The organism is Nocardioides sp. CPCC 205120 (genome assembly GCF_048654585.1).
Classification (GTDB): domain Bacteria; phylum Actinomycetota; class Actinomycetes; order Propionibacteriales; family Nocardioidaceae; genus Nocardioides.
In genome coordinates this window covers 14,536-39,961 of the sequence record NZ_JBMCYY010000002.1, presented here as the reverse complement: position 1 = coordinate 39,961, position 25,426 = coordinate 14,536, and the positions used below count along the sequence as shown (strand labels likewise).

At 74.0% G+C, this 25,426-nt stretch carries 24 protein-coding genes; 5 read left to right on the top strand and 19 right to left on the bottom strand.

Annotated features, from left to right (window positions below; all coding sequences use genetic code 11):
- Positions 1–89: 89 nt before the first annotated feature.
- From tpiA to uvrA, 9 genes are all read right to left on the bottom strand, one after another.
- A complete protein-coding gene (gene tpiA / locus ACOACO_RS11220; RefSeq protein WP_420296367.1) occupies positions 90–902 on the bottom strand; it encodes a triose-phosphate isomerase in 813 nt (270 codons plus the stop codon).
- Positions 902–2,101, bottom strand: coding sequence for a phosphoglycerate kinase (locus ACOACO_RS11215; protein WP_420296366.1), 1,200 nt, complete (start codon positions 2,099–2,101; stop codon positions 902–904). Before ACOACO_RS11215 ends, tpiA begins: the two co-directional genes overlap by 1 nt.
- Position 2,102: 1 nt before the next feature.
- Complete coding sequence (gap, locus tag ACOACO_RS11210; RefSeq protein WP_420296365.1) at positions 2,103–3,098, bottom strand: type I glyceraldehyde-3-phosphate dehydrogenase; 996 nt, start codon at positions 3,096–3,098, stop codon at positions 2,103–2,105.
- A gap of 98 nt (positions 3,099–3,196) precedes the next feature.
- Complete coding sequence (whiA, locus tag ACOACO_RS11205) at positions 3,197–4,183, bottom strand: DNA-binding protein WhiA (protein ID WP_420296364.1); 987 nt, start codon at positions 4,181–4,183, stop codon at positions 3,197–3,199.
- Between the two features lie 45 nt (positions 4,184–4,228).
- Complete coding sequence (locus ACOACO_RS11200; RefSeq protein ID WP_420297218.1) at positions 4,229–5,212, bottom strand: gluconeogenesis factor YvcK family protein; 984 nt, start codon at positions 5,210–5,212, stop codon at positions 4,229–4,231.
- A gap of 50 nt (positions 5,213–5,262) precedes the next feature.
- Positions 5,263–6,168 (bottom strand): RNase adapter RapZ, encoded by a 906-nt coding sequence (rapZ, locus tag ACOACO_RS11195; RefSeq protein WP_420296363.1) that lies wholly within the window; start codon positions 6,166–6,168, stop codon positions 5,263–5,265.
- A complete protein-coding gene (gene uvrC, locus ACOACO_RS11190; RefSeq protein ID WP_420296362.1) occupies positions 6,169–8,154 on the bottom strand; it encodes an excinuclease ABC subunit UvrC in 1,986 nt (661 codons plus the stop codon).
- A gap of 13 nt (positions 8,155–8,167) precedes the next feature.
- Positions 8,168–8,599, bottom strand: coding sequence for a Rieske (2Fe-2S) protein (locus tag ACOACO_RS11185; RefSeq protein WP_420296361.1), 432 nt, complete (start codon positions 8,597–8,599; stop codon positions 8,168–8,170).
- Positions 8,596–11,661, bottom strand: a complete 3,066-nt coding sequence (gene uvrA, locus ACOACO_RS11180) for an excinuclease ABC subunit UvrA (RefSeq protein WP_420296360.1) — start codon at positions 11,659–11,661, stop codon at positions 8,596–8,598. Before uvrA ends, ACOACO_RS11185 begins: the two co-directional genes overlap by 4 nt.
- A 182-nt stretch (positions 11,662–11,843) precedes the next feature.
- Here uvrA and ACOACO_RS11175 point away from each other — a divergent pair, with 182 nt between their 5' ends.
- The 3 genes from ACOACO_RS11175 to ACOACO_RS11165 all read left to right on the top strand — a co-directional run bounded on the left by ACOACO_RS11175 (position 11,844) and on the right by ACOACO_RS11165 (position 15,166).
- Complete coding sequence (locus ACOACO_RS11175; protein WP_420296359.1) at positions 11,844–12,515, top strand: MBL fold metallo-hydrolase; 672 nt, start codon at positions 11,844–11,846, stop codon at positions 12,513–12,515.
- A 153-nt stretch (positions 12,516–12,668) separates the two neighbouring features.
- Positions 12,669–13,700, top strand: coding sequence for a DNA topoisomerase IB (locus tag ACOACO_RS11170; RefSeq protein WP_420296358.1), 1,032 nt, complete (start codon positions 12,669–12,671; stop codon positions 13,698–13,700).
- Between the two features lie 131 nt (positions 13,701–13,831).
- Positions 13,832–15,166: a dicarboxylate/amino acid:cation symporter gene (locus ACOACO_RS11165; protein ID WP_420296357.1), complete on the top strand. Its 1,335-nt coding sequence runs from the start codon at positions 13,832–13,834 to the stop codon at positions 15,164–15,166.
- A 51-nt stretch (positions 15,167–15,217) separates the two neighbouring features.
- On the opposite strand, the gene ACOACO_RS11160 is transcribed toward ACOACO_RS11165, so the two are convergent.
- Positions 15,218–15,754 (bottom strand): flavin reductase family protein, encoded by a 537-nt coding sequence (locus ACOACO_RS11160; protein ID WP_420296356.1) that lies wholly within the window; start codon positions 15,752–15,754, stop codon positions 15,218–15,220.
- A gap of 147 nt (positions 15,755–15,901) precedes the next feature.
- Here ACOACO_RS11160 and ACOACO_RS11155 point away from each other — a divergent pair, with 147 nt between their 5' ends.
- Together ACOACO_RS11155 and ACOACO_RS11150 are read left to right on the top strand one after the other, a co-directional pair.
- Positions 15,902–17,173 carry an alpha/beta hydrolase fold domain-containing protein gene (locus ACOACO_RS11155; protein WP_420296355.1) on the top strand — a complete coding sequence of 424 codons (1,272 nt, stop codon included), beginning with the start codon at positions 15,902–15,904 and terminating at the stop codon, positions 17,171–17,173.
- Positions 17,170–17,823 carry a class I SAM-dependent methyltransferase gene (locus tag ACOACO_RS11150; RefSeq protein WP_420296354.1) on the top strand — a complete coding sequence of 218 codons (654 nt, stop codon included), beginning with the start codon at positions 17,170–17,172 and terminating at the stop codon, positions 17,821–17,823. The genes ACOACO_RS11155 and ACOACO_RS11150 overlap by 4 nt, the downstream gene beginning before the upstream one ends.
- Positions 17,824–17,862: 39 nt before the next feature.
- On the opposite strand, the gene der is transcribed toward ACOACO_RS11150, so the two are convergent.
- From der to ACOACO_RS11105, 9 genes are all read right to left on the bottom strand, one after another.
- A complete protein-coding gene (gene der, locus ACOACO_RS11145; protein ID WP_420296353.1) occupies positions 17,863–19,239 on the bottom strand; it encodes a ribosome biogenesis GTPase Der in 1,377 nt (458 codons plus the stop codon).
- Positions 19,236–20,051 (bottom strand): lysophospholipid acyltransferase family protein, encoded by an 816-nt coding sequence (locus ACOACO_RS11140; RefSeq protein ID WP_420296352.1) that lies wholly within the window; start codon positions 20,049–20,051, stop codon positions 19,236–19,238. The genes der and ACOACO_RS11140 overlap by 4 nt, the downstream gene beginning before the upstream one ends.
- Entirely contained in the window at positions 20,048–20,773 is a 726-nt protein-coding gene (gene cmk, locus ACOACO_RS11135) for a (d)CMP kinase (RefSeq protein WP_420296351.1), read from the bottom strand. Before cmk ends, ACOACO_RS11140 begins: the two co-directional genes overlap by 4 nt.
- 11 nt (positions 20,774–20,784) lie before the next feature.
- Entirely contained in the window at positions 20,785–21,903 is a 1,119-nt protein-coding gene (locus tag ACOACO_RS11130; RefSeq protein WP_420296350.1) for a prephenate dehydrogenase, read from the bottom strand.
- A gap of 72 nt (positions 21,904–21,975) precedes the next feature.
- Positions 21,976–22,737: a pseudouridine synthase gene (locus tag ACOACO_RS11125; RefSeq protein WP_420296349.1), complete on the bottom strand. Its 762-nt coding sequence runs from the start codon at positions 22,735–22,737 to the stop codon at positions 21,976–21,978.
- The gene (gene scpB / locus ACOACO_RS11120; RefSeq protein ID WP_420296348.1) at positions 22,734–23,324 is read right to left on the bottom strand and encodes an SMC-Scp complex subunit ScpB; all 591 of its coding nucleotides are present in this window, start codon (positions 23,322–23,324) and stop codon (positions 22,734–22,736) included. Before scpB ends, ACOACO_RS11125 begins: the two co-directional genes overlap by 4 nt.
- Positions 23,321–24,157 (bottom strand): segregation and condensation protein A, encoded by an 837-nt coding sequence (locus ACOACO_RS11115; RefSeq protein WP_420296347.1) that lies wholly within the window; start codon positions 24,155–24,157, stop codon positions 23,321–23,323. Before ACOACO_RS11115 ends, scpB begins: the two co-directional genes overlap by 4 nt.
- Positions 24,154–24,519 carry a hypothetical protein gene (locus ACOACO_RS11110; RefSeq protein ID WP_420296346.1) on the bottom strand — a complete coding sequence of 122 codons (366 nt, stop codon included), beginning with the start codon at positions 24,517–24,519 and terminating at the stop codon, positions 24,154–24,156. Before ACOACO_RS11110 ends, ACOACO_RS11115 begins: the two co-directional genes overlap by 4 nt.
- On the bottom strand, positions 24,504–25,388 hold the full coding sequence (locus ACOACO_RS11105; RefSeq protein ID WP_420296345.1) for a ParA family protein: 885 nt from the start codon (positions 25,386–25,388) through the stop codon (positions 24,504–24,506). Before ACOACO_RS11105 ends, ACOACO_RS11110 begins: the two co-directional genes overlap by 16 nt.
- Between the last annotated feature and the right edge of the window lie 38 nt (positions 25,389–25,426).

The window sequence follows — 25,426 nt, the reverse complement described above, 5'->3', positions numbered from 1 at the left end:
ACCGGCGCGGCCGGACGGCGCCACGAGGGGCCGCCCGGCCGCGTCGGCGGGGTGCTGGATGAGGTGCTCGAGCAGGGTGCCGGAGCAGGTCAGAGGCGGGGCATGTCGTAGAAGCGGCAGATGCCGCCGAACTCCTCCGCCTGGAGGCTGGCGCCGCCGACGAGTGCGCCGTCGACGTCCTCCTCGACCATGATGCCGGCGACGTTCGCGGCCTTCACCGACCCGCCGTACAGCACCCGGAGGCCGTCGGCCGCCGCGTCGCCGTGGACCTCGCGGACGCGGGCCCGGATCGCCGCGCAGACCTCCTGCGCGTCGGCCGGGGTGGCGACCTCGCCGGTGCCGATGGCCCACACGGGCTCGTAGGCGACGACGAGGCCCGCGACCTGCTCGGCGGTGAAGCCCGCGAGCGAGCCGTCGACCTGCGCGAGGGTGTGGGCCACGTGCTCGCCCGCCTTGCGCACCTCGAGGCCCTCGCCGACGCACACGATCGGGACCATGCCGGCCGCGAGGGCCTTGTGGGCCTTCGCGTTGACGACGTCGTCGCTCTCGCCGTGGTACTCCCGGCGCTCCGAGTGGCCCACGACCACGTAGGAGCAGCCGAGCTTGGCGAGCATCGACGCCGAGATCTCGCCGGTGTAGGCGCCCTCGTCGTGCACGGACACGTCCTGCGCGCCGTACTTGAGCTTCAGCCGGTCCCCGTCCACCAGGGTCTGCACCGAGCGCAGGTCGGTGAACGGCGGGACCACGACGACCTCGACGGCGTCGTGGTCGTGCTTCTTGTCCGACAGCGTCCAGGCGAGCTTCTGCACCAGGCCGACGGCCTCGAGGTGGTTGAGGTTCATCTTCCAGTTGCCCGCCATGAGCGGCGTGCGCCCACCGGCGCCGGGCTTCTTCGTGGCCATCAGTCCTCCAGCACCTTCACGCCCGGGAGCTCCTTGCCCTCGAGGTACTCCAGGCTCGCGCCGCCGCCCGTCGAGATGTGGCCGAAGGCCGTCTCGTCGAACCCGAGCGTGCGCACCGCCGCGGCCGAGTCGCCGCCGCCGACGACCGAGAGGCCGTCGACCTTCGTCAGCGCCTCGGCGACCGTGCGGGTGCCGCCCGCGAACTCCTCGACCTCGAAGACGCCCATCGGCCCGTTCCAGAACACCGTGCGGGCGTCCGCCAGGGCGGCGGCGAACGCCGCGGCCGAGTCGGGCCCGATGTCGAGGCCGAGGCTGCTGGCCGGGATGTTCGAGGCCGGTACGACGATCGGCTCCGGCCGGGTGTCACCGGTCGGGAACTCGGTGTCGACCACGATGTCGGACGGCAGGACGATCTCGACGCCCGACGTCTCGGCGCGGCGCAGGTACTCCACGCACGTGCCGATCTGGTCCTCCTCGAGCAGGCTGCGGCCGACCTCGTGGCCCTGGGCCTTGAGGAAGGTGAAGACCATGCCGCCGCCGATGAGCAGCTTGTCGGCCTTGCCGAGCAGGTTGTCGATGACGCCGAGCTTGTCGGAGACCTTCGACCCGCCGAGCACCACCACGTAGGGGCGCTCCGGGGTCTCGGTCAGCCGGGTCAGCACGTCGATCTCGGCCCGCACGAGGGCACCCATCGTGTGCGGCAGGCGCTGCGCGACGTCGTACACGCTCGCCTGCTTGCGGTGCACCACGCCGAAGCCGTCGGAGACGAAGGCGTCGGCGAGGCCGGCGAGCTCGTCGGCGAAGGCGCCGCGCTCGGCCTCGTCCTTGCTGGTCTCGCCCGCGTTGAAGCGGACGTTCTCGAGCACGGCGACCTGGCCGTCGGCCAGGTCGGCCACGACCTGCCGCGCGCTCTCGCCGACCGTGTCGGTCGCGAACGCGACGGGCGCCTCGAGCAGCTCGGAGAGGCGTGAGGCGACCGGGGCGAGGGAGTACGCCGGGTCCGGCGCGCCCTTGGGCCGGCCGAGGTGGGCGGTGACCACCACCCGCGCGCCGGCCTCGGCCAGCGCGCGGATGGTCGGGACGCTCGCCCGGATCCGGCCGTCGTCGGTGATGGTGGTGCCGTCCAGCGGCACGTTCAGGTCCGAGCGGACCAGGACGCGCTTGCCGCCGACCTCACCGAGTCCGGGGTAGGAACCCACGTCAGAGGGTCTCGCCGATGTAGGCGATCAGGTCCGCGAGGCGGTTGGAGTAGCCCCACTCGTTGTCGTACCAGCCGGCGACCTTGACCTGGTTGCCGATCACCTTGGTCAGCGGCGAGTCGAAGATGCACGACGCCGGGTCGGTGACGATGTCCGAGGACACGATCGGGTCGGTCGAGTACTTGAGGAAGCGACCGTCGGCGGCGGCCTTGACCGCCTCGTTGACCTCCTCGACCGACGTCTCGCGCGACGCCTCGAAGGAGAGGTCCGTCAGCGAGCCGGTCGGCGTCGGCACGCGCAGCGCGTAGCCGTCGAGCTTGCCCTTGAGCTCGGGCAGCACCAGGCCGATGGCCTTCGCGGCACCGGTCGAGGTCGGCACGATGTTGAGCGCGGCGGCGCGGGCGCGACGCAGGTCCTTGTGGATGTTGTCCTGCAGGTTCTGGTCGGCCGTGTAGGCGTGGATCGTCGTCATCAGGCCCTTGTTGATGCCGATCGCGTCGTTGAGCGCCTTGGCCATCGGGGCGAGGCAGTTGGTCGTGCAGGACGCGTTGGAGATGACCGTGTGGGCGGCCGGGTCGTACTGCTCGTGGTTCACGCCCATGACGATGGTGATGTCGTCGTTGCTGGCCGGCGCGGAGATGATGACCTTCTTGGCGCCACCGTCGACGTGGGCCTTGGCCTTCGTCGCGTCGGTGAAGAAACCGGTGGACTCGACGACGACGTCGACGCCGATGTCGCCCCACTTGAGGTCGGCCGGGTTGCGCTCCGCGAACGCGTGGATCTCGGTGCCGCCCACGACGATCGAGGTGTCGGTCGACGACACGTCGGCGTTGAGGCGACCCAGGATCGAGTCGTACTTGAGCAGGTGCGCCAGCGACGCGTTGTCGGTCAGGTCGTTGACGCCGACGATCTCGATGTCGGCACCCGAGGCGCGGACCGCCCGGAAGAAGTTGCGGCCGATGCGGCCGAAGCCGTTGATTCCTACGCGAACAGTCACTGCTACTCGACTCCTAGGGATGCGTGACCCGGGGCCAGGACCCGGCTCGTTGGCGGGTTGCCGCTCCCGACCCTACCGAACCGGCGCCGAGGTGCGGCTCACACCTCCTCGACGAGCATGTCCGGGGTCAGGGACGCCTCCGTGTCCGGGATGCCCAGGTCCTCCGCGCGCTTGTCGGCCATGGCCAGCAGCCGGCGGATCCGGCCCGCGATCGCGTCCTTCGTCAGGGCCGGCTCGTGCAGCTGCCCGAGCTCCTCCAGCGACGCCTGCTTGTGCTCCAGGCGCAGGTGCCCCGCGGCCTTGAGGTGCTCGGGAGCCTCCTCGCCGAGGATCTCCAGCGCCCGCTCGACCCGTGCGCCCGCGGCGACCGCGGCGCGCGCCGAGCGGCGCAGGTTGGCGTCGTCGAAGTTCGCGAGGCGGTTGGCCGTGGCGCGCACCTCGCGCCGCATCCGCCGCTCCTCCCACGCCATGAGCGCCTCGTGGGCTCCCAGGCGGGTCAGCAGGGCGCCGATGGCGTCGCCGTCGCGGACCACGACGCGGTCGACCCCGCGGACCTCACGGGCCTTCGCCTGGATCCCGAGACGTCGTACGACGCCCACGAGCGCCAGCGCGGCCTCCGGGCCGGGGCAGGTGACCTCCATCGAGGACGAGCGGCCCGGCTCGGTCAGCGAGCCGTGCGCCAGGAAGGCCCCGCGCAGCGCCGCGACCGCGTCGCACGCGCCGCCGGAGACGACCTGCGGGGGCAGGCCCCGCACGGGGCGCCCGCGACCGTCGAGCAGCCCGGTCTGGCGCGCCAGGGCCTCGCCGTCCTTGACGACGCGCACCAGGTAGCGGCTGCCGCGGCGGATGCCGTTGCCCTGCACGAGCACGACGTCGGAGTCGTGGCCGAAGACCTCCTTGACGTCCTTGCGGAGGCGGCGGGCGGCGGCGCCGGTGTCCAGCTCCGCCTCCACCACGATGCGGCCGCCGACGATGTGGAGGCCGCCGGCGAAGCGCAGCAGCGTGGCCACCTCGGCCTTGCGACAACAGTTCTTGGTGATGTGCGTGTTGGAGAGCTCCGCCTTCACCTGGGCCGTCATCGCCATGCGCGCCATCCTGCCACGCCGCGCGACACGCCGTGACCGCTCGGCTCAGGCGGGCGGGCCGGGCTGGACCGGCGCCAGCGCCGCGGCCGGCGCGGCCGTGGCGCCCATCACCCGACCGAGCACACCGGCGAGCCGCGCGGGGTCGTGCCGCGGCGTGCCGTCGCCCACCGCGACGTCCGCCACGACGAGCCGGGCGCCCAACCGTGCCACGGCGGCCTCGAGCGCCCCGGCGTCCGCCACGGCGGCCGTGTCGGCCACGACGGTGTCGATCCGCAGGTCGGGGGCGTGCTCGAGCAGCGCCGCGAGGTGCTCCTCCGGGCCGTACCCGGCGGTCTCCCCCGGCTGCCCCTCGAGGTTGAGGACGACCACCACCCGGCCGCGCGTGCCCACGATGGCCCGGCGCAGGTCGGGGACCATGAGGTGCGGGATGACCGAGGTGTACCAGCTGCCCGGGCCGAGCACGACCCAGTCGGCGGAGCGGACGGCCTCGACCGCCTCGGGGCAGGCCTCGGGGTCGGCCGGGTCGAGCTGGATGCCCTCGATGCGGCCGGCGGTGCTCGCCACCTCGACCTGGCCCCGGACGCGCACGACCTCCCCGTCGAGCGCCACGTCGGCCGTGATGTCCATGGGCGTCACCGCCATCGGCAGCACCCGGCCCTGGGCGCCCAGCAGCCGCCCGACCCAGTCGAGGGCCGGCACGCTGTCGCCGAGCAGCTCCCACAGGCCGACGATGAGGAGGTTGCCGACGACGTGGCCGCGCATCTCCCCCTCGCCGGCGAACCGGTGCTGCAGCACCTCCGCCCACGTGCGGCCCCAGTCGTCGTCGCCGCACAGGGCGGCGAGGGCCATGCGCAGGTCCCCCGGCGGCAGGACGCCGAACTCGCCCCGCAGCCGGCCCGACGACCCGCCGTTGTCGGCCACCGTGACGACCGCGGTCAGGTCGCCGACGACGCGGCGCAGCGCCGCCAGGGAGGCGTGCAGGCCGTGGCCCCCGCCGAGGGCGACGACGCGGGTGCCGGGCAGCGGCACCGTCCGCGGCCCCAGGGGACCGGACGGGGCGGCGGCGTCGCGGAACGGGCTCACTCGCGCCCGAGGTCGCGGTGGGTCGCCCGGACCTCGTAGCCGTGCTCGCGCAGCCGCGCCGCGATCTCCTCCGACATCGCGACGCTGCGGTGCTTGCCGCCGGTGCAGCCGACCGCGACGGTCATGAACCGCTTGCCCTCGGCGAGGTAGCCCTCCGCGACCGTCTGCAGCAGCGGCACGAACTGCTCGAGGAACAGCTCCGCGCCCGGCCGCGCCTTCACGTACGTCGCCACGTCGGGGTCCTGCCCCGTGAGCGGACGCAGCTCGGGCACCCAGTGCGGGTTCGGCAGGAACCGCATGTCCGCGACGTAGTCGGCGTCGACGGGGATGCCGTACTTGAAGCCGAAGCTCACGACCCGCACCTTGAGCCGCGTCGTGTCCGGCGTGCCGAACGCGTGCGCGACCCGCTTCGTCAGCTGGTGCACGTTGAGGTTGCTGGTGTCGATGACCAGGTCCGCCGTCGAGCGCAGCTGGGCCAGGACGGCGCGCTCGCGCTGGAGCCCGTCGAGCAGGCGGCCGCCGCCCTGGAGCGGGTGCGGGCGCCGGGCGGCCTCCTGCCGGCGTACCAGCACCTCGTCGGTGGCCTCGAGGAACACGAGCGTCGCGTGCCGGCCCGTCGCCCCCTGGGCGAGGTTCACCTGCAGGCTGTCGAAGAACGACCCCGAACGGACGTCGACGACCACCGCGATGGGCTGCTGGGGACCCTTGCTCTCGTCGACGAGGCGCACCACGTCGCGCAGCAGCGCCGGCGGCAGGTTGTCGACCACGTAGAAGCCGAGGTCCTCCAGCTCCTTCGCCGCGGTGCTGCGACCGGCGCCGGTCATGCCGGTCACGACCACCAGCTGTCCGGCGGTGGTGGCGGGTGGGGCGGGGGCGGTGCTCGACGGGACGGGCTCGTCCACTCAGTCCTCCTCGATCTCACCGGTGGCGGTGTTGATCCGCACATTCTGTCCGCGCTCGCGCCGCTGCGCATCGTCGGCCGCCAACGCGTCCTTGATGGCCGCGGCCGTCGCCGGTCCCACACCGGGGACCATGGCGATCTCCGCGACCTCGGCCTGGCGCAGCTTGCGCAGCGAGCCGAAGTGCTTGATGACGCTGCGCCGGCGCACCTCGCCGAGCCCGGGCACGTCGTCCAGGACGCTCTCGACCATCGACTTCGAGCGCCGCGAGCGGTGGTGGTTGATCGCGAACCGGTGGGCCTCGTCGCGGATCCGCTGCAGCAGGTAGAGCCCCTCCGAGGTGCGCGGCAGGATCACCGGGTCCTCCTCCCCCGGCACCCACACCTCCTCGAGGCGCTTGGCCAGCCCCACGATCGGCACGTCGTCGATGCCGAGCTCGTCGAGCGCCCGCTGCGCCGCGGCCACCTGCGGCGGGCCGCCGTCGACGACCACGAGCCCCGGGGCGTAGGCGAACTTGCGCGGCCGGCCCGTGTCCGGGTCGACCAGCATCGGGCCCGTCGTGTCGTCGCCGGGCCGCAGCTCGGAGCGGGCCTGCTCGTCGAGCAGTCGGCGGAAGCGCCGCGTGATCACCTCGTGCATCGACGCGACGTCGTTCTGGCCCTCCACGCCCTTGACGACGAAACGGCGGTACTCGCCCTTGCGGGCCAGCCCGTCCTCGAAGACCACCATCGACGCCACGACCTCGGTGCCCTGCAGGTTCGACACGTCGTAGCACTCGATGCGCAGCGGCACGTCGTCGAGGTCCAGCGCGGACTGGATCTCCTCCAGCGCCCGGTTGCGGGTCGTCAGGTCGCTGGCGCGCTTCGTCTTGTGCAGGGCGAGCGCCTGCTGCGCGTTGCGCTCGACGGTCTGTTGCAGCGCGCGCTTGTCGCCGCGCTGGGGGACGCGGACCTGCACCTTGCCGCCGCGCAGCTCGCCGAGCAGCTGCTCCACGGTCGTGACGTCCGTGGGGAGCTCGGGGACGAGCACCTCGCGCGGGATCGCGTCGCCGGCCTCCCCGCCGTACAGCTGGAGGAGGAAGCCCTCCACCAGCTCGGCGGTGCCGCCCTCGTCGGTGCGGTCGGCGACCCAGCCGCGCTGGCCGCGGATGCGCCCGCCGCGCACGTGGAAGACCTGCACGCCCACCTCGAGCGGGTCGGCGGCCAGGGCGATGACGTCCGCGTCCGTGCCGTCGCCGAGCACGACGGCCTGCTTCTCCAGCGCCCGCTCCAGCGCACCCAGGTCGTCGCGCAGGCGGGCGGCCCGCTCGAAGTCGAGCGCGTCGCTGGCGGCGAGCATCTCGCGGTGGATGCGCTTGGTGAACGCCGCCGTCTGCCCCGCCATGAAGGCGCAGAAGTCGTCGACGATCGCGCGGTGCTCCTCGGCGCTGACGTTGCCGACGCAGGGCGCGGCGCACTTGTCGATGTACCCCAGCAGGCAGGGGCGCCCCACCTGCTGCGAGCGCTTGAACACCCCGTTGCTGCACGAGCGCATCGGGAAGACGCGCAGCAGCGTGTCGACGGTGTCGCGGATGGCCCACGCGTGGCTGTAGGGCCCGAAGTAGCGCGTGCCCTTCCGCTTCGCGCCGCGGCCGACCATGACGCGGGGGAACTCCTCCGACACCGTGACGGCCAGCCACGGGTAGGACTTGTCGTCGCGGTACTTCACGTTGAACCGCGGGTCGAACTCCTTGATCCAGGAGTACTCCAGCTGGAGCGCCTCGACCTCGGTGCCCACCACGGTCCACTCGACGCTGGCCGCGGTCGTCACCATCGTCGCGGTGCGCGGGTGCAGCGCCGAGATGTCCTGGAAGTACGACGACAGCCGCGCCCGCAGGCTCTTCGCCTTGCCGACGTAGATCACCCGGCGCTGGGCGTCGCGGAACCGGTAGACCCCCGGCTGGGTGGGGATCTCCCCCGGCTTCGGGCGGTAGGTCAGCGGATCGGCCACGGCCGCGACCCCCTCACGCGAACGTGACGTCGGTGCCGTCGACGGCGACCGCGACCTCGGGCAGCGGCTCCTCCGCCGGCCCGTCGAGGACCGCGCCGTCGTCGATGGAGAACAGGCTGCGGTGGCACTGGCAGACGATCGCGCGGTCCTCGACCTGGGTGACCTTGCAGCTCTGGTGGGTGCAGATGGACGAGAAGGCCTTGAACGTGCCCTCCTCCGGCTGCGTCACCACGACGGCCGGTGCGTCGACGATCACGCCGCCACCCACCGGTACGTCGGCCGCCGCCACGATGACCTCGCCCGGCGCGCCCTCGGGCGCGGAGACCTCGGTCTCGCCGCCGCACGCCGCGAGCAGCGGCGCACCCGCGGCCCCGCCCGCCGCGACCCGCACGAACCCGCGCCGGCCCAGCGCCGGCGTACCGGACGACCGCTCCCGGGGGCTCACGCCCGGCTCCGGGCGCCCGCGGTGGCCGTGGCCTTCTTCGCCGCGGTCTTCCTGGCCGGCGCCTTCTTGGCTGCGGTCTTCGTGGCCGGCGCCGTCTTCGCCGCCGCCTTCTCCGCGGCCTTGTCAGCGGCCGCTGCCGCCTTCGCGGCGGCCTTTACCGCCCCCTTGCCGCGCAGCGGCTCGGGGGCCGGGTCCCGCGGGGGCTGCGCGCTGGCGGCGCGCCCCTCGAGCAGCGGGGCGAGGAAGCGGCCGGTGTGGCTCTCGGGCACGGTGACGACGTCCTCGGGCGTGCCGCTCGCGACGACGGTGCCGCCGCGGGAGCCGCCCTCGGGACCCATGTCGACGATCCAGTCGGCGGTCTTGATGACGTCGAGGTTGTGCTCGATGACGAGGACCGTGTTGCCCTGGTCGACCAGTCGGCCGAGCACCTCGAGCAGGCGGCGGATGTCCTCGAAGTGCAGGCCCGTGGTCGGCTCGTCGAGCACGTAGAGGGTGCGCCCCGTGGACCGGCGCTGCAGCTCGGTGGCGAGCTTGACGCGCTGCGCCTCGCCGCCGGACAGCGTGGTGCCGGGCTGACCGAGCCGCACGTACCCCAGCCCGACCTCCATGAGGGTCGACAGGTGCCGGTGGATGACCGGGACGGCGGCGAAGAACTCGACCGCCTCCTCGATCGGCATGTCGAGCACCTCGGCGATGGTCTTGCCCTTGTAGTGGACCTCGAGCGTCTCGCGGTTGTAGCGGGCGCCGTGGCACACCTCGCAGGGGACGTAGACGTCCGGCAGGAAGTTCATCTCGATCTTCAGCGTGCCGTCGCCGGCGCAGGCCTCGCAGCGCCCGCCCTTGACGTTGAAAGAGAAGCGGCCCGGCATGTAGCCGCGGACCTTCGCCTCCGGCGTCTGCGCGAAGAGCTTGCGCACGTGGTCGAAGACCCCCGTGTACGTCGCGGGGTTGGACCGCGGGGTGCGCCCGATCGGCGACTGGTCGACGTGGATGACCTTGTCGACGTGCTCGGTGCCGGTGATCTTGCGGTGCCGGCCGGGCACGGTCTTGGCGTTGTAGATCTGCTTGGCCAGCGAGGTGTAGAGGATGTCGTTGACGAGCGTCGACTTGCCGGAGCCCGAGACGCCGGTGACGGCGACGAAGACGCCGAGCGGGAACGTCACGTCGATGCCGTGCAGGTTGTTCTCCCGCGCGTCGACGACCGTCAGCTCGCGGCCCTTCGTGAGGGGGCGGCGCACGGCCGGGACGGGGATCTCGCGGCGGCCCGACAGGTACTGCCCCGTGATCGAGTCGGGGTGGGAGTAGAGGTCGGCGACGCTGCCGGAGTGCACCACCTGGCCGCCGTGCTCGCCCGCGCCCGGCCCGACGTCCACGACCCAGTCGGCGACGCGGATGGTGTCCTCGTCGTGCTCGACGACGATGAGGGTGTTGCCGAGGCTCTTGAGCCGCAGCAGCGTCTCGATGAGCCGCTGGTTGTCGCGCTGGTGCAGGCCGATCGACGGCTCGTCGAGCACGTAGAGCACGCCGACGAGACCGGCGCCGATCTGCGTGGCGAGCCGGATGCGCTGCGCCTCGCCGCCCGACAGCGAGCCCGAGGGCCGGTCGAGGCTGAGGTAGTCGAGGCCGACGTCGAGCAGGAAGCGCAGGCGCTCCTGGATCTCCTTGAGCACGTTGGCGGCGATCTGGCGCTGGCGCGACGACAGCTCGAGCCCGTTGAGGAACTCCGACGCCTCGTTGAGCGGCATCGCGCAGACCTCGGCGATGTTGCGCTCGCCGACGGTCACGCTGAGGACGACGGGCTTGAGCCGGGCGCCCTTGCAGGTGGGGCACGGCACCTCGCGCATGAAGCCCTCGAACCGCTCGCGGCTCGTGTCGGACTCCGCCTCGCGGTGACGGCGCTCGACGTACGCCCGCACGCCCTCGAAGTCGGCGTGGTAGGCCCGCTCGCGGCCGTAGCGGTTGCGGTGGCGCACGTGCACCTTGGTCGCGCGCCCGTCGAGGATGGTGCTGCGCGTCTTGGCCGGCAGCTCGTCCCACGGGGTGTTGAGGTCGAACCCGAGCTCGTCGCCGAGCGCGGCGAGCAGCCGCAGGAAGTAGTCGGCCACGTGCGCGCCGGTCCACGGCGCGAGCGCACCCTCGCCCAGCGTCGCCGTCGGGTCGGGCACGACGAGCTCGGCGTCGACCTCCATGCGGACGCCCAGGCCGGAGCACTCGGGGCACGCGCCGTACGGGGCGTTGAAGGAGAACGAGCGCGGCTCGAGCTCGTCGACCTCCAGCGGGTGCTCGTTGGGGCAGGCCAGCTTCTCGGAGAACCGCATCTCGCGGTCGGGGTCGTCGTCGGGGAGGTCGACGAAGTCGAGGATGACGAGACCGCCCGCGAGGCCGAGCGCGGTCTCGACCGAGTCGGTGAGGCGCCGCTTCGACGAGGCCTTGACCGACAGGCGGTCGACCACGACCTCGATCGTGTGCTTCTTCTGCTTGTCGAGCTGCGGGGGCGCGTCGAGCGCGTGGGTCACGCCGTTGGTGCGGGCGCGCGAGAAGCCCTGGGTCGTCAGCTGGCGGTAGAGCTCGAGGTACTCCCCCTTGCGGCCGCGCACGACGGGCGCGAGCACCTGGAAGCGGCGGCCCTCCTCCAGCGTCAGGACGCGGTCGACGATTTGCTGCGGCGTCTGGCGCTCGATGACGGCCCCGCAGACGGGGCAGTGCGGCGTGCCGGCCCGCGCGTACAGCAGGCGGAGGTAGTCGTAGACCTCCGTGATGGTGCCGACCGTCGAGCGGGGGTTGCGCGACGTCGACTTCTGGTCGATCGAGACCGCTGGGGACAGCCCCTCGATGAAGTCCACGTCCGGCTTGTCCATCTGCCCGAGGAACTGCCGGGCGTACGCCGAGAGCGACTCGACGTAGCGGCGCTGGCCCTCGGCGAAGATCGTGTCGAAGGCCAGGCTCGACTTGCCGGAGCCCGACAGGCCCGTGAAGACGATGAGGCTGTCGCGCGGCAGGTCGACCGAGACGTCCTTGAGGTTGTGCTCGCGAGCGCCTCGGATGATCAGCTGGTCGGCCACGGTGGTCCTTCTCCTCGGTGGGGACGGGCGCCAGGGATCGGCGTCGTCGTCGCGTCGAACAAGTTTTCGACATCGGGCACGGAACTGCAAGCCGACGCGCACCCGCCAGGTTGTCACCCGGGGGCAAGCGGACCGCGCGGACCAGGGTCCCCCCGTCCTGCGACGGGCCTAGCATCGGGCCCATGACCTACACCGGCCACGTCACCCCGGGCGGGGAGCCCGCCGTCCGCGAGCTCCCCGGGCTCGTCGTCACCAAGGTCGCCGTCGACGAGAAGATGGCGAACAACGCCTACCTCCTGCGTTGCCGCAGCACCGGCGCGCAGCTCCTCGTCGACGCGGCCGACGCGGCCCGCGTGCTGCTGCGCCTGGTGGGCGAGGGCGGGCTCGAGGGCGTCGTCACCACCCACCAGCACTGGGACCACCACCGCGCGCTGGCCGAGGTCGTGAGCGCCACCGGTGCCCCCACCCTCGTCGGCGCCCCGGACGCGGCCGCCGTCACGGAGCAGACCGGCGTGCCCGTCACCCGCGCGCTGGAGCACGGCGACCGCGTGCGCCTCGGCGACGTCGAGCTCGGCGTCATCGCGCTGGCGGGCCACACCCCCGGCTCGATCGCGCTGACGTACGACGACGGCTCCGGCTCGCCGCACCTGTGGACCGGCGACTCCCTCTTCCCCGGCGGCGTCGGCAACACGTTCGGCGACGACGCCGCGTTCGTCCAGCTCCTCGACGAGGTCGAGACCAAGGTCTTCGGGACGCTCCCGGACAGCACGTGGTTCTACCCCGGCCACGGCGACGACTCCACCCTCGGCGCCGAGCGCCCCCGCCTCGCGGAGTGGCGCGAGCGCGGCTGGTGAGCCGAGCGCCGGACGTCATGCAGGACGAGGGCCGGGCACCTCGATCGGGATGACGTCCGCGGGGGCCGGGCGCCGCTGGCCCGGCTGACCGGCCCGGCTGACCGGCCCGGCTGACTGGCCCGGCTGACTGGCCCGACTGTCTACGCTCGAACCGTGCCGCGCCTGCGCAGGACCTCCCCCGAGCAGCCGGGTTGGACCCGGCGGCGGGTGGGGCGCGGGTTCACCTACCTCGACGAGCACGGGCAGCGCCTGGGGCCCGAGGAGCGGGCGCGCGTCGAGTCGCTGGTCATCCCGCCGGCGTGGCGCGACGTGTGGGTCACGCCGTACCCGAACGGTCACCTGCAGGCGGTCGGCACGGACGACGCCGGGCGGCGCCAGTACCTCTATCACCCCGTCTGGCGCGAGCAGCGCGACGCCGCGAAGTTCGACCGGATGGTCGACTTCGGCACCTCCCTGGAGCGTGCCCGCCAGAGCGTGCTCGGCCACCTCGGGCTCGACGGCATGCCCCAGGAGCGCGCCGCGGCGACCGCCGTGCGGCTGCTGGACCTCGGCTACTTCCGGATCGGCAACGACGTGTACGCCGACACGAACGGCAGCTTCGGCCTCACCACGCTGGAGCGCCGCCACGTGCGGCGACGCGGCGGCGTGCTGGTCTTCGCCTTCACCGGCAAGTCGGGCGTCGACCACCGCATCGAGATCGACGACGTGGTGGTGGTCGAGTCGCTGGCCGTCATGCGCCGCCGGCGCGGCGACGACCCGCGGCTGCTGGCGTTCAAGGAGGTGCGCCGCTGGCGCTCCGTGCTGCCGCCGCTCGTCAACGAGTACGTGCGGGAGACCACCGGCATCGACGCCACGGCCAAGGACTTCCGCACGTGGCACGCCACCGTGCTCGCCGCGGCCGCCCTGGCGGCGACCGGCGAACCGGGCGAGACGGCGGCCTCGCGGAGGCGGGCCGTGAGCGGCGCCATGAAGGAGGTCTCGTCGTTCCTTGGCAACACCCCGACGCTGGCCCGGTCGTCGTACGTCGACCCCCGCGTCGTCACCGCCTACGAGGAGGGCCGCACGATCGGCGACGTCGTCCGGCGGGAGTTCGAGACCGTGGACGAGCGCCAGGCGGCGCTGGAGCGGGCGACGCTGGCCCTCCTCCGCGACGACCAGCAGCAAGGGCAGCAGGAACAGCAGTAGGTCGGTTGGAATAGGCGCACGACCGGCGCCGTTGACGCCTCCTGTGCCCGCGGGACCCCGCGGGCGGCGCGCCGCACGACGGGCGCGTCCGTCGCGGCCCGACCCGGGCCCCCCGGAAAGGCAGCACCCCCGTGCCCGACTCGACGCAGCGGACCCCCCGTCCGCGGCCCGCCCTCCTCCGCACCCCGTTCTGGGCGCAGATCGTGCTCGCCCTCGTGCTCGGTGTGGCGCTGGGCCTCGTGGCCCGCATGGGTGAGGTCGACTGGCTCACCACCACCCTGCAGACCGTCGGCGACGTGTTCATCGGCCTGCTCAAGGCCGTGGTGCCGCCGCTGGTGTTCGTCGCCATCGTGGTGAGCATCGCCAACCTCCGTCAGGTCGCGAACGCCGCCCGGCTCGCCGCGCAGACGCTGCTGTGGTTCATGATCACCTCGCTCATCGCGGTGGCCATCGGCATCACGCTCGGCCTCCTCACCAACCCGGGCAGCGCCGCCGACGTCGCGCCGGCGGACGCGTCGTACGAGGGGTCCACGGGCTCCTGGCTCGACTTCATCACGGGCCTCGTGCCGGCCAACTTCCTCGGCATCTCGTCGTCCGAGAGCGGCATCAGCTTCAGCGTGCTGCAGATCGTGGTCGTCGCGCTCGCCGTCGGTGCGGCCGCGCTCAAGGCCGGCGACAAGGCGGAGCCGTTCCTCGGCATCATGCGCTCGCTGCTCGCCGTGATCCAGCAGGTCCTGTGGTGGATCATCCGCCTCGCGCCGCTGGGCACGCTCGGCCTCATCGGTGCCGCGGTCGCGTCGTACGGCTGGGACCTGCTCGGCCCGCTCGCGGTCTTCACCATCGACGTCTACGTCGGCTGCGCCATCGTTCTCTTCGGCGTCTACCCCCTGCTGGCGAAGCTGCACGGCCTCTCCCCCGCCAAGTACTTCTCCGGGGCCTGGCCCGCCATCCAGCTCGCGTTCGTCTCCCGCTCCTCGGTGGGCACCATGCCGCTGACCCAGCGCGTGACGGTGCGCAACCTGGGCGTGCCCGAGGAGTACGCGTCGTTCGCCGTGCCCTTCGGCGCCACCACCAAGATGGACGGCTGCGCGGCCATCTACCCGGCGCTCGCCGCCATCACGGTCGCGCAGATCTTCGGCATCGAGCTCGGCATCCAGGACTACCTGCTCATCGCGTTCGTCTCCGTCATCGGCTCGGCGGCCACCGCCGGCCTCACGGGCGCCGTCGTGATGCTGACGCTGACCCTGTCGACGCTCGGCCTGCCCGTCGAGGGCGTCGCGCTGCTGCTCGCGATCGACCCGATCCTCGACATGATCCGCACCGCGACCAACGTCGCCGGCCAGGCGCTCGTGCCCACGATCGTGGCGAAGCGCGAGGGCATCCTCGACCAGGCGCGGTACGACGCGCCGCGCGGCGACGTCATCGGCGAGGACCCGCTCGAGGCGTCGGCGGCCCAGGCGGCCTGACCCTCAGCAGGACCCCGCAGCACCCGGCAGCACCCGCGCCCGGTTCCCGTCTCAGCGACGGGGGCCGGGCGCGACCGCTTCCTCGCCGAGCACCCGGGCGTAGCGGCCCTCGTGGTAGAGCAGCGGACCGGTGCCCGCCGCGCCGCGGGCGACCCGCCGTACCCGGCCGACGACCACGTCGTGGTCACCGCCCGCGTGGACGGCCTGCACGGTCGCCTCGACGTGGGCCAGGGCGCCCGCCAGTCGCGGCGCCCCGCCGTGGCCGGGCTCCCAGGCGAGGCCCGCGAACCGGTCGCCGGCGCCCGAGGCCATCGCGGCGGCCACGTCGGCCTGGTCCTCGGCGAGCACGTTGGCGCAGAAGCTGCCCGCGCGGCGCACGCGCGGCCAGGTGCGCGAGGTGCGGGCCGGGCAGAACAGCACGAGCGGCGGGCGCAGCGACAGGCTGGCGAACGACTGGACCGTCATGCCCACGGGCTCGCCCTCGTCGAGGGCGGTGACCACCACGACGCCGGTGGCGAACGTGCCGAGCACGTCGCGGAAGTGCGTGAGCGGGACGTCGCGGAGCGGGGGGCCTGGAGTCTGCGTCACCGCACCATCGTCCCACCGGGCCCACCACGGGGCCCCACGGGCGTCGCCGGGCCGCGCGCCCACCGGGCGCTCACCCGTCGATCGGGACGTGACCGACGGGTAACCCGCCCTCGCCGGAGCACCCACGCGGGTCCTACAGTCGCCCCCGTGGGACTCCTCCGCCGCCAGCTCGCCCTCGCCGCCCTCTCCGCGAACGCGTTCCGGCCGCCCCGCGGCCTGCGCTCGGGGATGTACGCCTTCGCCGCCGGCTGGCTCACGAGCGAGCTGGCCCCGCAGCTGCTGGGGCTGACCGCTCTCGACGCCGCCACCCACCGGCCCGTGCCCGGTGACCGCCGTCGTACGGCGGGCCTGCTGCTGGCCGCGGGCAACGCGGCCGCCCTCGGCACCATGGTCGTGCAGGCCCAGCGCGCGCGCGACCGCACCGAGGACGCGCTGGTCGAGGCCCTCGGGGTCGACTACGTCGAGCAGCTCGACGCCGCCCCCACCCCCGCGGACCTCGCGCTGCCGTGGCGCCAGCTGGCGGTCCCCTTCCGGATCCGCACCCCGGGCGTCCACGTCGAGCGCGACATCGCGTACGCCGACGCGGGCCGCCGCACCATGCTCGACGTCTACCGGCCGAGCGAGCCGGCCCACCCCGACGGGGCGCCCGTCCTGCTGCAGGTGCACGGCGGGGCGTGGCGGGTCGGCAGCAAGGAGCACCAGGCGATCCCTCTCCTGCAGCACATGGCGAGCAAGGGCTGGGTGTGCGTGTCGATCAACTACCGCCTCGCCCCGCGCGACCCGTGGCCCGCGCACATCATCGACGTCAAGCGGGCCATCGCCTGGGTGCGTGAGCACGTCGCCGCCTACGGCGGGGACCCGTCGTACCTCGCCATCACCGGCGGCTCGGCCGGCGGACACCTGGCCGCGCTGGCCGCGCTGACGCCGGGCGACCCGCAGTTCCAGCCCGGCTTCGAGGACGCCGACACCCACGTCGACGTCGCCGTCCCGCACTACGGCGTCTACGACTTCGCCGGCGCCAGCGGACTGCCCCGGGCGATCCGGATGCGCGACCGCTTCCTGGCCCCGCTCATCGTCGGCCGCCCGTTCAGCGAGGACCCGGCCACCTTCGAGGCCGCCTCGCCCCTGCTGCGCGTCGGAGCCGACGCCCCCGACTTCTTCGTCATCCACGGCACCACCGACAGCCTCGTCGACGTCGACCAGGCCCGCCTCCTGGTCGAGCGGCTGAAGGAGCACTCGCGCCGCTCGGTCGTCTACGCCGAGCTGCCCGGCGCCCAGCACGCGTTCGACACCCTTCCCTCGATCCGCAGCGCCCACGTCGTGCGGGCCATCGACCGCTACCTGCACTGGCACTGGAACGGGTGGCGCGGGCGACCCGTCGGCGACTCCCCCGCCGAGCTCGCGGAGGAGCAGCGATGAGCGGGATGCCGGCGGACCTGCTGGAGCACGCGCTCGCGGCGAAGGGGTTCATGCCGCCCGACGAGGGCCTGCTGCTGCACCGCTGGGCCCGCGCACGACTGCCGCACGGGGTCGTGCTGGAGGTCGGCTCCTACTGCGGGAAGTCCGCGATCTACCTCGGTGCGGCGGCCCGCGCCGTCGGCGGCACCGTCGTGACCGTCGACCACCACCGCGGCTCGGAGGAGAACCAGGCCGGCTGGGAGCACCACGACGCGACGCTCGTCGACGCCGAGTCCGGGCTGATGGACACCCTGCCGGTCTTCCGGCGCACCATCGAGCGCGCCGGGCTGGAGGACGTCGTGGTGCCGGTGGTCGGCCGGTCGACCACCGTCGCGGCGCTGTGGCGCACCCCGCTCTCGATGCTGTTCGTCGACGGCGGGCACGCCGAGGTGCACGCCCACGCCGACTACACGGGGTGGGCCCGCTGGCTGGCACCCGGTGCCGCGCTCGTGATCCACGACGTGTTCCCGGACCCCGCGGACGGGGGACGGCCGCCGTACGACGTGTACTGCCGCGCCCTCGACTCCGGCGACTTCGTCGAGGTCGACGCGCTCGGCTCGATGCGCGTGCTCGAGCGGGTGCGCGGCGCGGCGGGCGACGCGGTCACCTGACCGGCCCCGCCCACCGCGACCCGCGACCCGGGCGCGGGCTCAGCGCTTGCGCTTCTCCCGCACGCGCTGGGTGATGACGATCGGCGTGCCGACGAAGCCGTACTCCTCGCGCAGCCGGCGCTCGACGAACCGCTCGTAGGAGGCGTCGAGCTTGCCGGAGGTGAAGAGGATGAACGTCGGCGGCGCGGTCGAGGGCTGCGTGCCGAACATGATCTTCGGCTGCTTGCCGCTGCGCACCGGGTGCGGGTGCTCGGCGATGAGGCGGCCGAGGAACGCGTTGAGCGCACCGGTGCCGACGCGCGTCTCCCAGCCCTCGAGCGCCCGGTCGAGGGCGGGCACGAGCCGGTCGACGTGCCAGCCGGTGCGGGCCGTGATGTTGATCCGCGGCGCCCACTGCACCTGCACGAGCTCGCGCTCGATCTCGCGGTCGAGGTAGTAGCGCCGCTCCTCGTCGACCGTGTCCCACTTGTTGAAGGCGATGACGAGGGCGCGCCCGGCCTCGCGGATCGTCTGCACGATGCGCAGGTCCTGCTCGGAGATGGAGGCGCCGCCGTCGATCACGAGGACGGCCACCTCCGCGCGGTCGATCGCCGTCGAGGTGCGCAGCGAGGCGTAGTACTCGTGCCCCGACGCCTCCTTCACGCGCTTGCGGATGCCCGCGGTGTCGATGAAGCGCCAGGTGCGCCCGCCCAGCTCGACGAGCTCGTCGACGGGGTCGACCGTGGTGCCCGAGGCGTCGTCGACGACGACGCGCTCCTCCCCCGCCAGCTTGTTGAGCAGCGACGACTTGCCCACGTTGGGCTTGCCGACGATCGCGATGCGGCGGGGGCCGCCGGGCACGGCGTCGACGAACTCGGGCGGCTCGGGCAGCACGTCGAGGATCGCGTCGAGGAGGTCGCCGGAGCCGCGGCCGTGGATGGCGGAGACCGGGTGGGGCTCGCCGAGGCCGAGGTTCCACAGACCGTAGGCCTCGGTCTCGGTGCGCTGGTCGTCCACCTTGTTGGCGGCCAGCACTACGGGCTTGTCGGCCTTGCGCAGCACCCGCACGACGGCCTCGTCGGCGTCGGTGATGCCGACGGTCGCGTCGACGACGAAGAGCACCGCGTCGGCCAGCGACACGGCGATCTCGGCCTGGGCGCGGATCCGCTCGGCGAGGCCGCGCGCGTCGGGGTCCCAGCCGCCGGTGTCGACGACGGTGAAGGCCCGCCCGTTCCACTGCGCGTCGTAGGAGACGCGGTCGCGGGTCACGCCCGGGCGGTCCTCGACCACGGCCTCGCGGCGCCCGATGATGCGGTTCACCAGGGTCGACTTCCCGACGTTCGGCCGCCCCACCACCGCCAGCACGGGCAGCGGTCCGCCGTCGGGGTCGCCGGGGAGGTCCCCGGCGGCGGCGGGCTGGTCGTCGTACTCGGTCATGGTGCTCCTGGTGTGGATCCGGGTTCGAGGAGGACGAGCCCCGAGTAGGGGTCCTCCTCCAGGTCGTCGGGCGGCAGCGGCCCGGGCAGGTCGCGCCCGGTCGCGGCGCGCGCGGCGTCGAGGGTGGTCAGCATGTGCCGTCGCAGCAACAACGAGGCCTCCTCGACCTGTTCCCGCGTGCGCGGCCACGGCTGCCGCGGCAGCCGTAGGGGCTCACCGTAGTAGAGGTCGACGTGGGCGCCACGTCGCGGCAGGTCGCCGCTGCGCCCGCCGGGCTCGCGCGTGCCGAGGATCACGACCGGTACGACGGGTGCGCCCGTCACGAGCGCGAGGTACGCCGGGCCGCGGTGGAAGCGCGACAGGTCGCCCGGCCCGCGGCGTCCCTCGGGGAAGACGCCGACGACGCGCCCCGCGCGCAGCAGGCCGAGACAGGTGCGGATCGCCGCGGGGTCGGGGTGGAACCGGTCGAGCGGCACCTGCCCGCAGGTGCGCAGGAAGGCCCCCAGCGGGCCGGTGAACATCTCGACCTTGGTGAGGGCGTGGGCCGGGCGCGGGCTGAAGATCGCCAGCAGCGGACCGTCGGCCCAGCCGACGTGGTTGGCGGCCAGGACCACCCCGCCGCGCGCGGGCACCCGCTCCGGGTGGTGCAGGCGCACGGAGAACCGGCGGCGGACCAGCCAGCGCGTGGCGGGGCGGCCGCCGTGCAGCAGCCACCGGTGGGGCAGGCGGACCCCGTCGCTGCGGGGGGCCTCGCGGTGCCCGTCACCCCGGTCGCCGGGCCGCCGCCGCGGGGGCGCCGGCGCCGAGGTCACGCGGGAGCCTCCACCGCCCGGGCGAGCGCCACCACCTGCGCGACGACCTCCTCGAGCGTGTACGGCGTCGTGTCGATCGCCACGGCGCCGTCGGCCAGCACGAGGGGCGCCGTCGCCCGGCCGGAGTCGATGGCGTCCCGGGCCAGCAGCGACTGCTCGGTGGCGGCGACGTCGGTGCCGCCCTCCTCGCGGGAGCGGCGCGACGCGCGCGCGGCGGGGTCGGCGCTCAGGTAGACCTTGACGGGGGCGTCCGGCCACACGACCGAGCCGATGTCGCGGCCCTCGACGACGATGCCGCGTCCGGCCGCGAGGGTCTCGAAGACGATGGCGCGCTGCAGCTCCAGGAGGCGGGTGCGCACCTCGGGCACCGCGCTCACCGGGCTGACCGCACTGTTGACCTCGGGGGTGCGGATGGGGGCCGAGACGTCCTCGCCGTCGACGTGGATCGTGGGCGCCGACGGGTCGGTGCCCGAGACGAGCCGCGGCTCGGCGGCGAGCCCGGCGACTGCGGCCGCGTCGTGGACGTCGACGCCGCGGCGCAGCATCCACCACGTGATCGCGCGGAACTGGGCCCCGGTGTCGAGGTAGGCCAGCCCGAGCCGCTGCGCGACGCCCCGCGAGGTGCTCGACTTGCCCGAGCCCGAGGTGCCGTCGACGGCGACCACCAGCGGCGGGCCGGCGTTCGCGGGGACGGGCGGGACGGGCGTGTCGGTCGGGCTCACGGGCGAGCAGCCTACCGGTGCGTCACCCAGGACCGCTCCTCGAGCGAGGCCAGCAGGTGGTCCGCCCGGGTCGCGTCGACGACGAGCTCGACGAGACCGGTCGGGCGACCCGGGTCGTGGTCGATGCGGATGTCCTCGATGTTGACGCCGCTCGCCACCGCGTCGGCGAACAGGCGGGCCAGCTCGCCCGGGTGGTCGGGGACCGACACCCAGACCGAGCGCAGCGGCCGCCGCGGCGCGCCGTGCTTGGCGGGGATGGCGCGCGTGCCGGCGACGCCGCGGTCGAGCACGGCGCCCAGCTCCCGGCGGTCGCCCTCCCCCACGGCGGCGATGACCCGGTCGAGCTCCGCGCGCACCTCGGTGAGCAGGTCGAGCACGGCGTCCGCGTTGCCCGCGACGATCTGGCCGTAGAGCGCGGGGTCGCCGCCGGCGACGCGGGTCACGTCCCGCACCCCCTGCCCGGCCAGCGCGAGGTGCTGCTCCGGCGCGTCGGCGAGCCGCCCCGCGACCAGGGCGGAGAGCAGGTGCGGCACGTGCGAGGTGCGCGCCACCGCGCGGTCGTGCTCCGCGGGCGTCAGCCACACGACCACGGCGCCGCAGGTGCGCACGACGGCCTCGACGAGCTCCACCGCCGCGCGGGGAGCCTCCGGGTGCGGCGTGATCGCCCAGGGCCGTCCCTCGAACAGGGTCGAGGTCGCCGCCAGCGGGCCGGACCGCTCGCTGCCCGCCATGGGGTGCGACCCGACGTACCGCGCGACCTCGCCGGCGGCCGGCCCCGCGAGCACCTCGCGCAGCGGCTGCTCCTTGACGCTGCCGACGTCGGTGACGACGGCGCGGGGGTGGCGCAGCAGGCGGTCGGTGACGACGGCGCCGAGGGCGTCCGGGGGCACCGCGACGACCACGAGCGCCACGTCGGCGTCGGGCACGGTGGCCGCGTCGAGGCCCGCCCCGAGCTGGGTGGCCGTGCGGACGTTCTCCGGCTGCGCGTCGGTGACGAGGACCTCGTGGCCGGCCGCGCTCAGCGCCAGGGCGACGGAGGTGCCGATCAGCCCCGCTCCGACGACGAGGACGGTGCCGGGGGCCGGTGCGGTCCCCCCGGACGGGAGATCGGGGTGGGACGCCTCGGACACCGGCACAGGCTACTGCCCGCGTCCGGGGGTCATGGCCGGGTGGCCACCACCCGGTCGGTGACGGCCGATCGGTCAGAGCCGGGCGCTGTCGAGCAGCGCGCCGAGCTCCTCGCGGGTGAGCGCGCGCAGCTCGCCCGTCCGCATGCCGCGCAGGTCCACGGGCCCGATGCGGGTGCGGGTCAGGCGGCGCACCGGGTGCCCCACCTCGTCGAGCAGGCGGCGGACGATGCGGTTGCGGCCCTCGTGGAGCACGAGCTCGACGATGGAGCGGCCCTTCGCCCCACCCGCGCCGCGCTCGACGAGGCGCACGCCGGTGAGCGTCACCGGCCCGTCCTCGAGCTCGACGCCCTCGCGGAGCCGCGTGAGCGTCTCCCGGCTGACGTCGCCCTCCACCTCGGCCACGTAGGTCTTGTCGACCTCGTACGACGGGTGCGCCATCCGCTGGGCGAAGTCGCCGTCGTTCGTGAGCAGCAGCAGCCCGCTCGTGTCGGTGTCGAGCCGCCCGACGTGGAACAGCCGCTCCGGCCGGTCCGCCACCAGGTCCGACAGCGTGCGGCGGCCCTCGGGGTCGCTCATCGTGGAGACGACGCCGCGCGGCTTGTTGAGCACGAGGTAGACGTGGTCGGAGATCGGCGGCAGCCGCTCGCCGTCGACGCGGATGACGGCGGTGCGCGGGTCGACCTTGGTGCCGAGGCGGGTGACGACCTCGCCGTCGACCTCGACGAGGCCGTCGAGCATCAGCTCCTCGCAGCGGCGGCGCGACGCCACGCCCGACTGCGCCAGCAGCTTCTGCAGCCGCACCAGTCCCTCGGCGTCGGTCTCGATCTCCCTCATCGTCCGGGCTCCTCCAGGTCGTCCATCGCGGGCAGGTACGGCGCGAGCTCGGGCAGCTCGTCGAGCGAGGTGATCCCGATGCGCTCCAGGAAGTACGACGTCGTGCGGTACAGGTGCGCGCCGCTCGTCTCGTCCTGGCCGGCCTCCTCGACGAGGCCGCGGGCGAGCAGGGTGCGCATGACGCCGTCCACGTTGACGCCCCGCACCGCCGAGACGCGGGCCCGCGACACGGGCTGCTGGTAGGCGACGATGGCCAGCGTCTCCAGCGCCGCCTGGGTCAGGCGGGCCGACTGTCCCTCGAGCACGAAGCGCTCGACGACGGGCGCGAACTCCTCGCGGGTGTAGTAGCGCCAGCCCCCGGCGACGGTGCGCAGCTCGAAGCCGCGCCGCTGCGCGGCGTACCCCGCCTCGAGGTCGCGCAGCGCGGCCTCGACCTCGTCGACGGAGCGCCGCAGCGCGGCGGCGAGCACCACGGCGGGCAGCGGCTGGTCGGCGACCATCAGCACCGCCTCCAGCGCCGGGCGCAGGGACGCGGCGTCCAGGTCGACGCCGGGGTCGGGGGCCGGGCCGTCGGGCTCGGTCGTCATCGGTCCTCCTGGGCCGGCACGGGCGTGCCGTCGAACTCGTCGGTGATCTCCACGTCGGTCGCCTCGTCCCCGGTCCAGCGCACGGTGAGCTCGCCGAGCGCGACCGCCTGGTCGAAGGCGACGACGCCCTCGCGGAACAGCTCGAGCAGCGACAGGAAGCGGGCGACGGTCGTCAGGGTGTCCGGGGCGTCGGCGACGAGGGAGCGGAACGTCAGCGCGCCCTGGCGTCGCAGGCGCGCCACCACGACGGCCGCCTGCTCGCGCACGCTGACCGCCGGGGCGTGGATGTGGGCCAGCGACACCTCGGGCGCCGCGCGGGGCGCCGAGGCCCGCGCGGCGAGGCGGGCGAACTCCTCCAGCCCGATGCCGATGAGCACCTCCGGCAGCAGGGTGGCGAAGCGCTCGTCGAGCCCGACGGCGCGCGGGTGGCGCAGGGACTCCTCGGCCAGCCGGCGCTCGAGCACGCCGGCGACCTGGCGGTAGGCCTTGTACTGCAGCAGCCGGGCGAACAGCAGGTCGCGGGCCTCGAGCAGCGCGAGGTCCTCCTCGTCCTCCACCTCGGCGGAGGGCAGCAGCCGCGTCGCCTTCAGGTCGAGCAGGGTCGCCGCGACCAGGAGGAACGACGTCGTCTGCTCGAGGTCCCACACCGGGCCGCCGGCCTTGACGTGCGCGATGAACTCGTCGGTGACCCGGGACAGGGCGACCTCGGTGACGTCGAGCCGGTGCTTCGCGATGAGGTTGAGCAGGAGGTCGAAGGGCCCCTCGAAGTTGTCGAGGCGGACCGCGAAGGCCGGCGCCGCGTCACCGGTGGGCTCGGGGTCCGCGAGCGTCATCCCTCGCCACGCAGGCGTCGCGCGAGCGCGCTGGCGTCGCCGTTCTCCTCCAGGTCGGCCAGGGCCAGGGCGACGGCCTCGCGCACCAGCCGTCCCCGGTCGACCGCCGTGCCGAGCTCGGCCCGCAGCCGCAGCCGCGCCTGCTCGATGTCCAGCAGCTCGGCCGAGGTGACGTAGACCGTCATCTTCTCGTCGTGCTTGACGCGCCCGCTCGGTCGACGCGGGCCCGCCGGCTGCTCGTCCGGGGCGGCCGGGGCCGCGGGGGCTGCCGGCGCCGCCGGGGCGGGTGCGGCGTCGTCGGCGGCCGGCGCGGTCGGGCGGAAGAGGTCGTCGGCCGGCGGCAGGCTCACGCGCCGGGCCACCGGGCGAGCACCTCCTTCGCGAGCTGGCGGTAGGAGTCGGCTCCCGTCGACTTCGAGGCGTAGCTCGTGATCGGCTCGCCGGCGACGGTGGAGTCGGAGAACTTCACGGTGCGGCGGATGACGGTGTGGAACACGGTGTCGCCCCAGGCCTGCACCAGGCGCTCCATGACCTCGCGCCCGTGGAGGGTGCGCCCGTCGTACATCGTGCCGAGCACGCCGTCGATCGTGAGGCGCGGGTTGAGCCGCTCCGCGACCTTGTCGATGGTCGTCTTCAGCAGGGCCACGCCGCGCAGGGCGAAGTACTCGCACTCCAGCGGCACGATGACGCCGTCGGCGGCGGTCAGGGCGTTGACGGTGAGCAGGCCGAGCGAGGGCTGGCAGTCGATGAGCACGACGTCGTACCGCTCGACGGCGGGCGCGAGCACCCGGGCCAGCGTCTGCTCGCGGGCGACCTCGTGCACGAGCTGCACCTCGGCCGCCGACAGGTCGATGTTGGACGGCAGCAGGTCCATGCCCGGCACACCGGTCTCGACCACGACGTCGTCGATCGTGACGTCGCGCTCCATCAGGAGGTTGTAGACCGACAGGTCCATCTCGTGCGGGTTGAGGCCCAGGCCGACCGACAGCGAGCCCTGCGGGTCGAAGTCGACGAGCAGCACGGTGCGGCCCAGCTCGGCGAGCGCGGCGCCCAGGTTGATGGCGGTCGTGGTCTTGCCGACGCCGCCCTTCTGGTTGCACATCGCCACGACGCGGCCGTTGCCGTGGTGGGTGACGGGCGGGGGCTCCGGGAAGACCGGGAGCGGCCTGCCGGTGGGCCCGAGCCGCTCGGTGCCGGCGGAGTCGGTGGCGAACGGCAGGGGGTCGGTCACGCGGTCTGGCTCCTCCACGGTGGCGGACGGTCGGTCCT

Bases quoted from the DNA above. Each gene is read 5' to 3' on its own strand.
- tpiA (WP_420296367.1), bottom strand. From the start codon at position 902: ATGGCCACGAAGAAGCCCGGCGCCGGTGGGCGCACGCCGCTCATGGCG.
- whiA (WP_420296364.1), bottom strand. From the start codon at position 4,183: ATGGCGATGACGGCCCAGGTGAAGGCGGAGCTCTCCAACACGCACATC.
- ACOACO_RS11175 (WP_420296359.1), top strand. From the start codon at position 11,844: ATGACCTACACCGGCCACGTCACCCCGGGCGGGGAGCCCGCCGTCCGC.
- ACOACO_RS11150 (WP_420296354.1), top strand. From the start codon at position 17,170: ATGAGCGGGATGCCGGCGGACCTGCTGGAGCACGCGCTCGCGGCGAAG.
- der (WP_420296353.1), bottom strand. From the start codon at position 19,239: ATGACCGAGTACGACGACCAGCCCGCCGCCGCCGGGGACCTCCCCGGC.
- ACOACO_RS11125 (WP_420296349.1), bottom strand. From the start codon at position 22,737: ATGAGGGAGATCGAGACCGACGCCGAGGGACTGGTGCGGCTGCAGAAG.
- scpB (WP_420296348.1), bottom strand. From the start codon at position 23,324: ATGACGACCGAGCCCGACGGCCCGGCCCCCGACCCCGGCGTCGACCTG.
- ACOACO_RS11115 (WP_420296347.1), bottom strand. From the start codon at position 24,157: ATGACGCTCGCGGACCCCGAGCCCACCGGTGACGCGGCGCCGGCCTTC.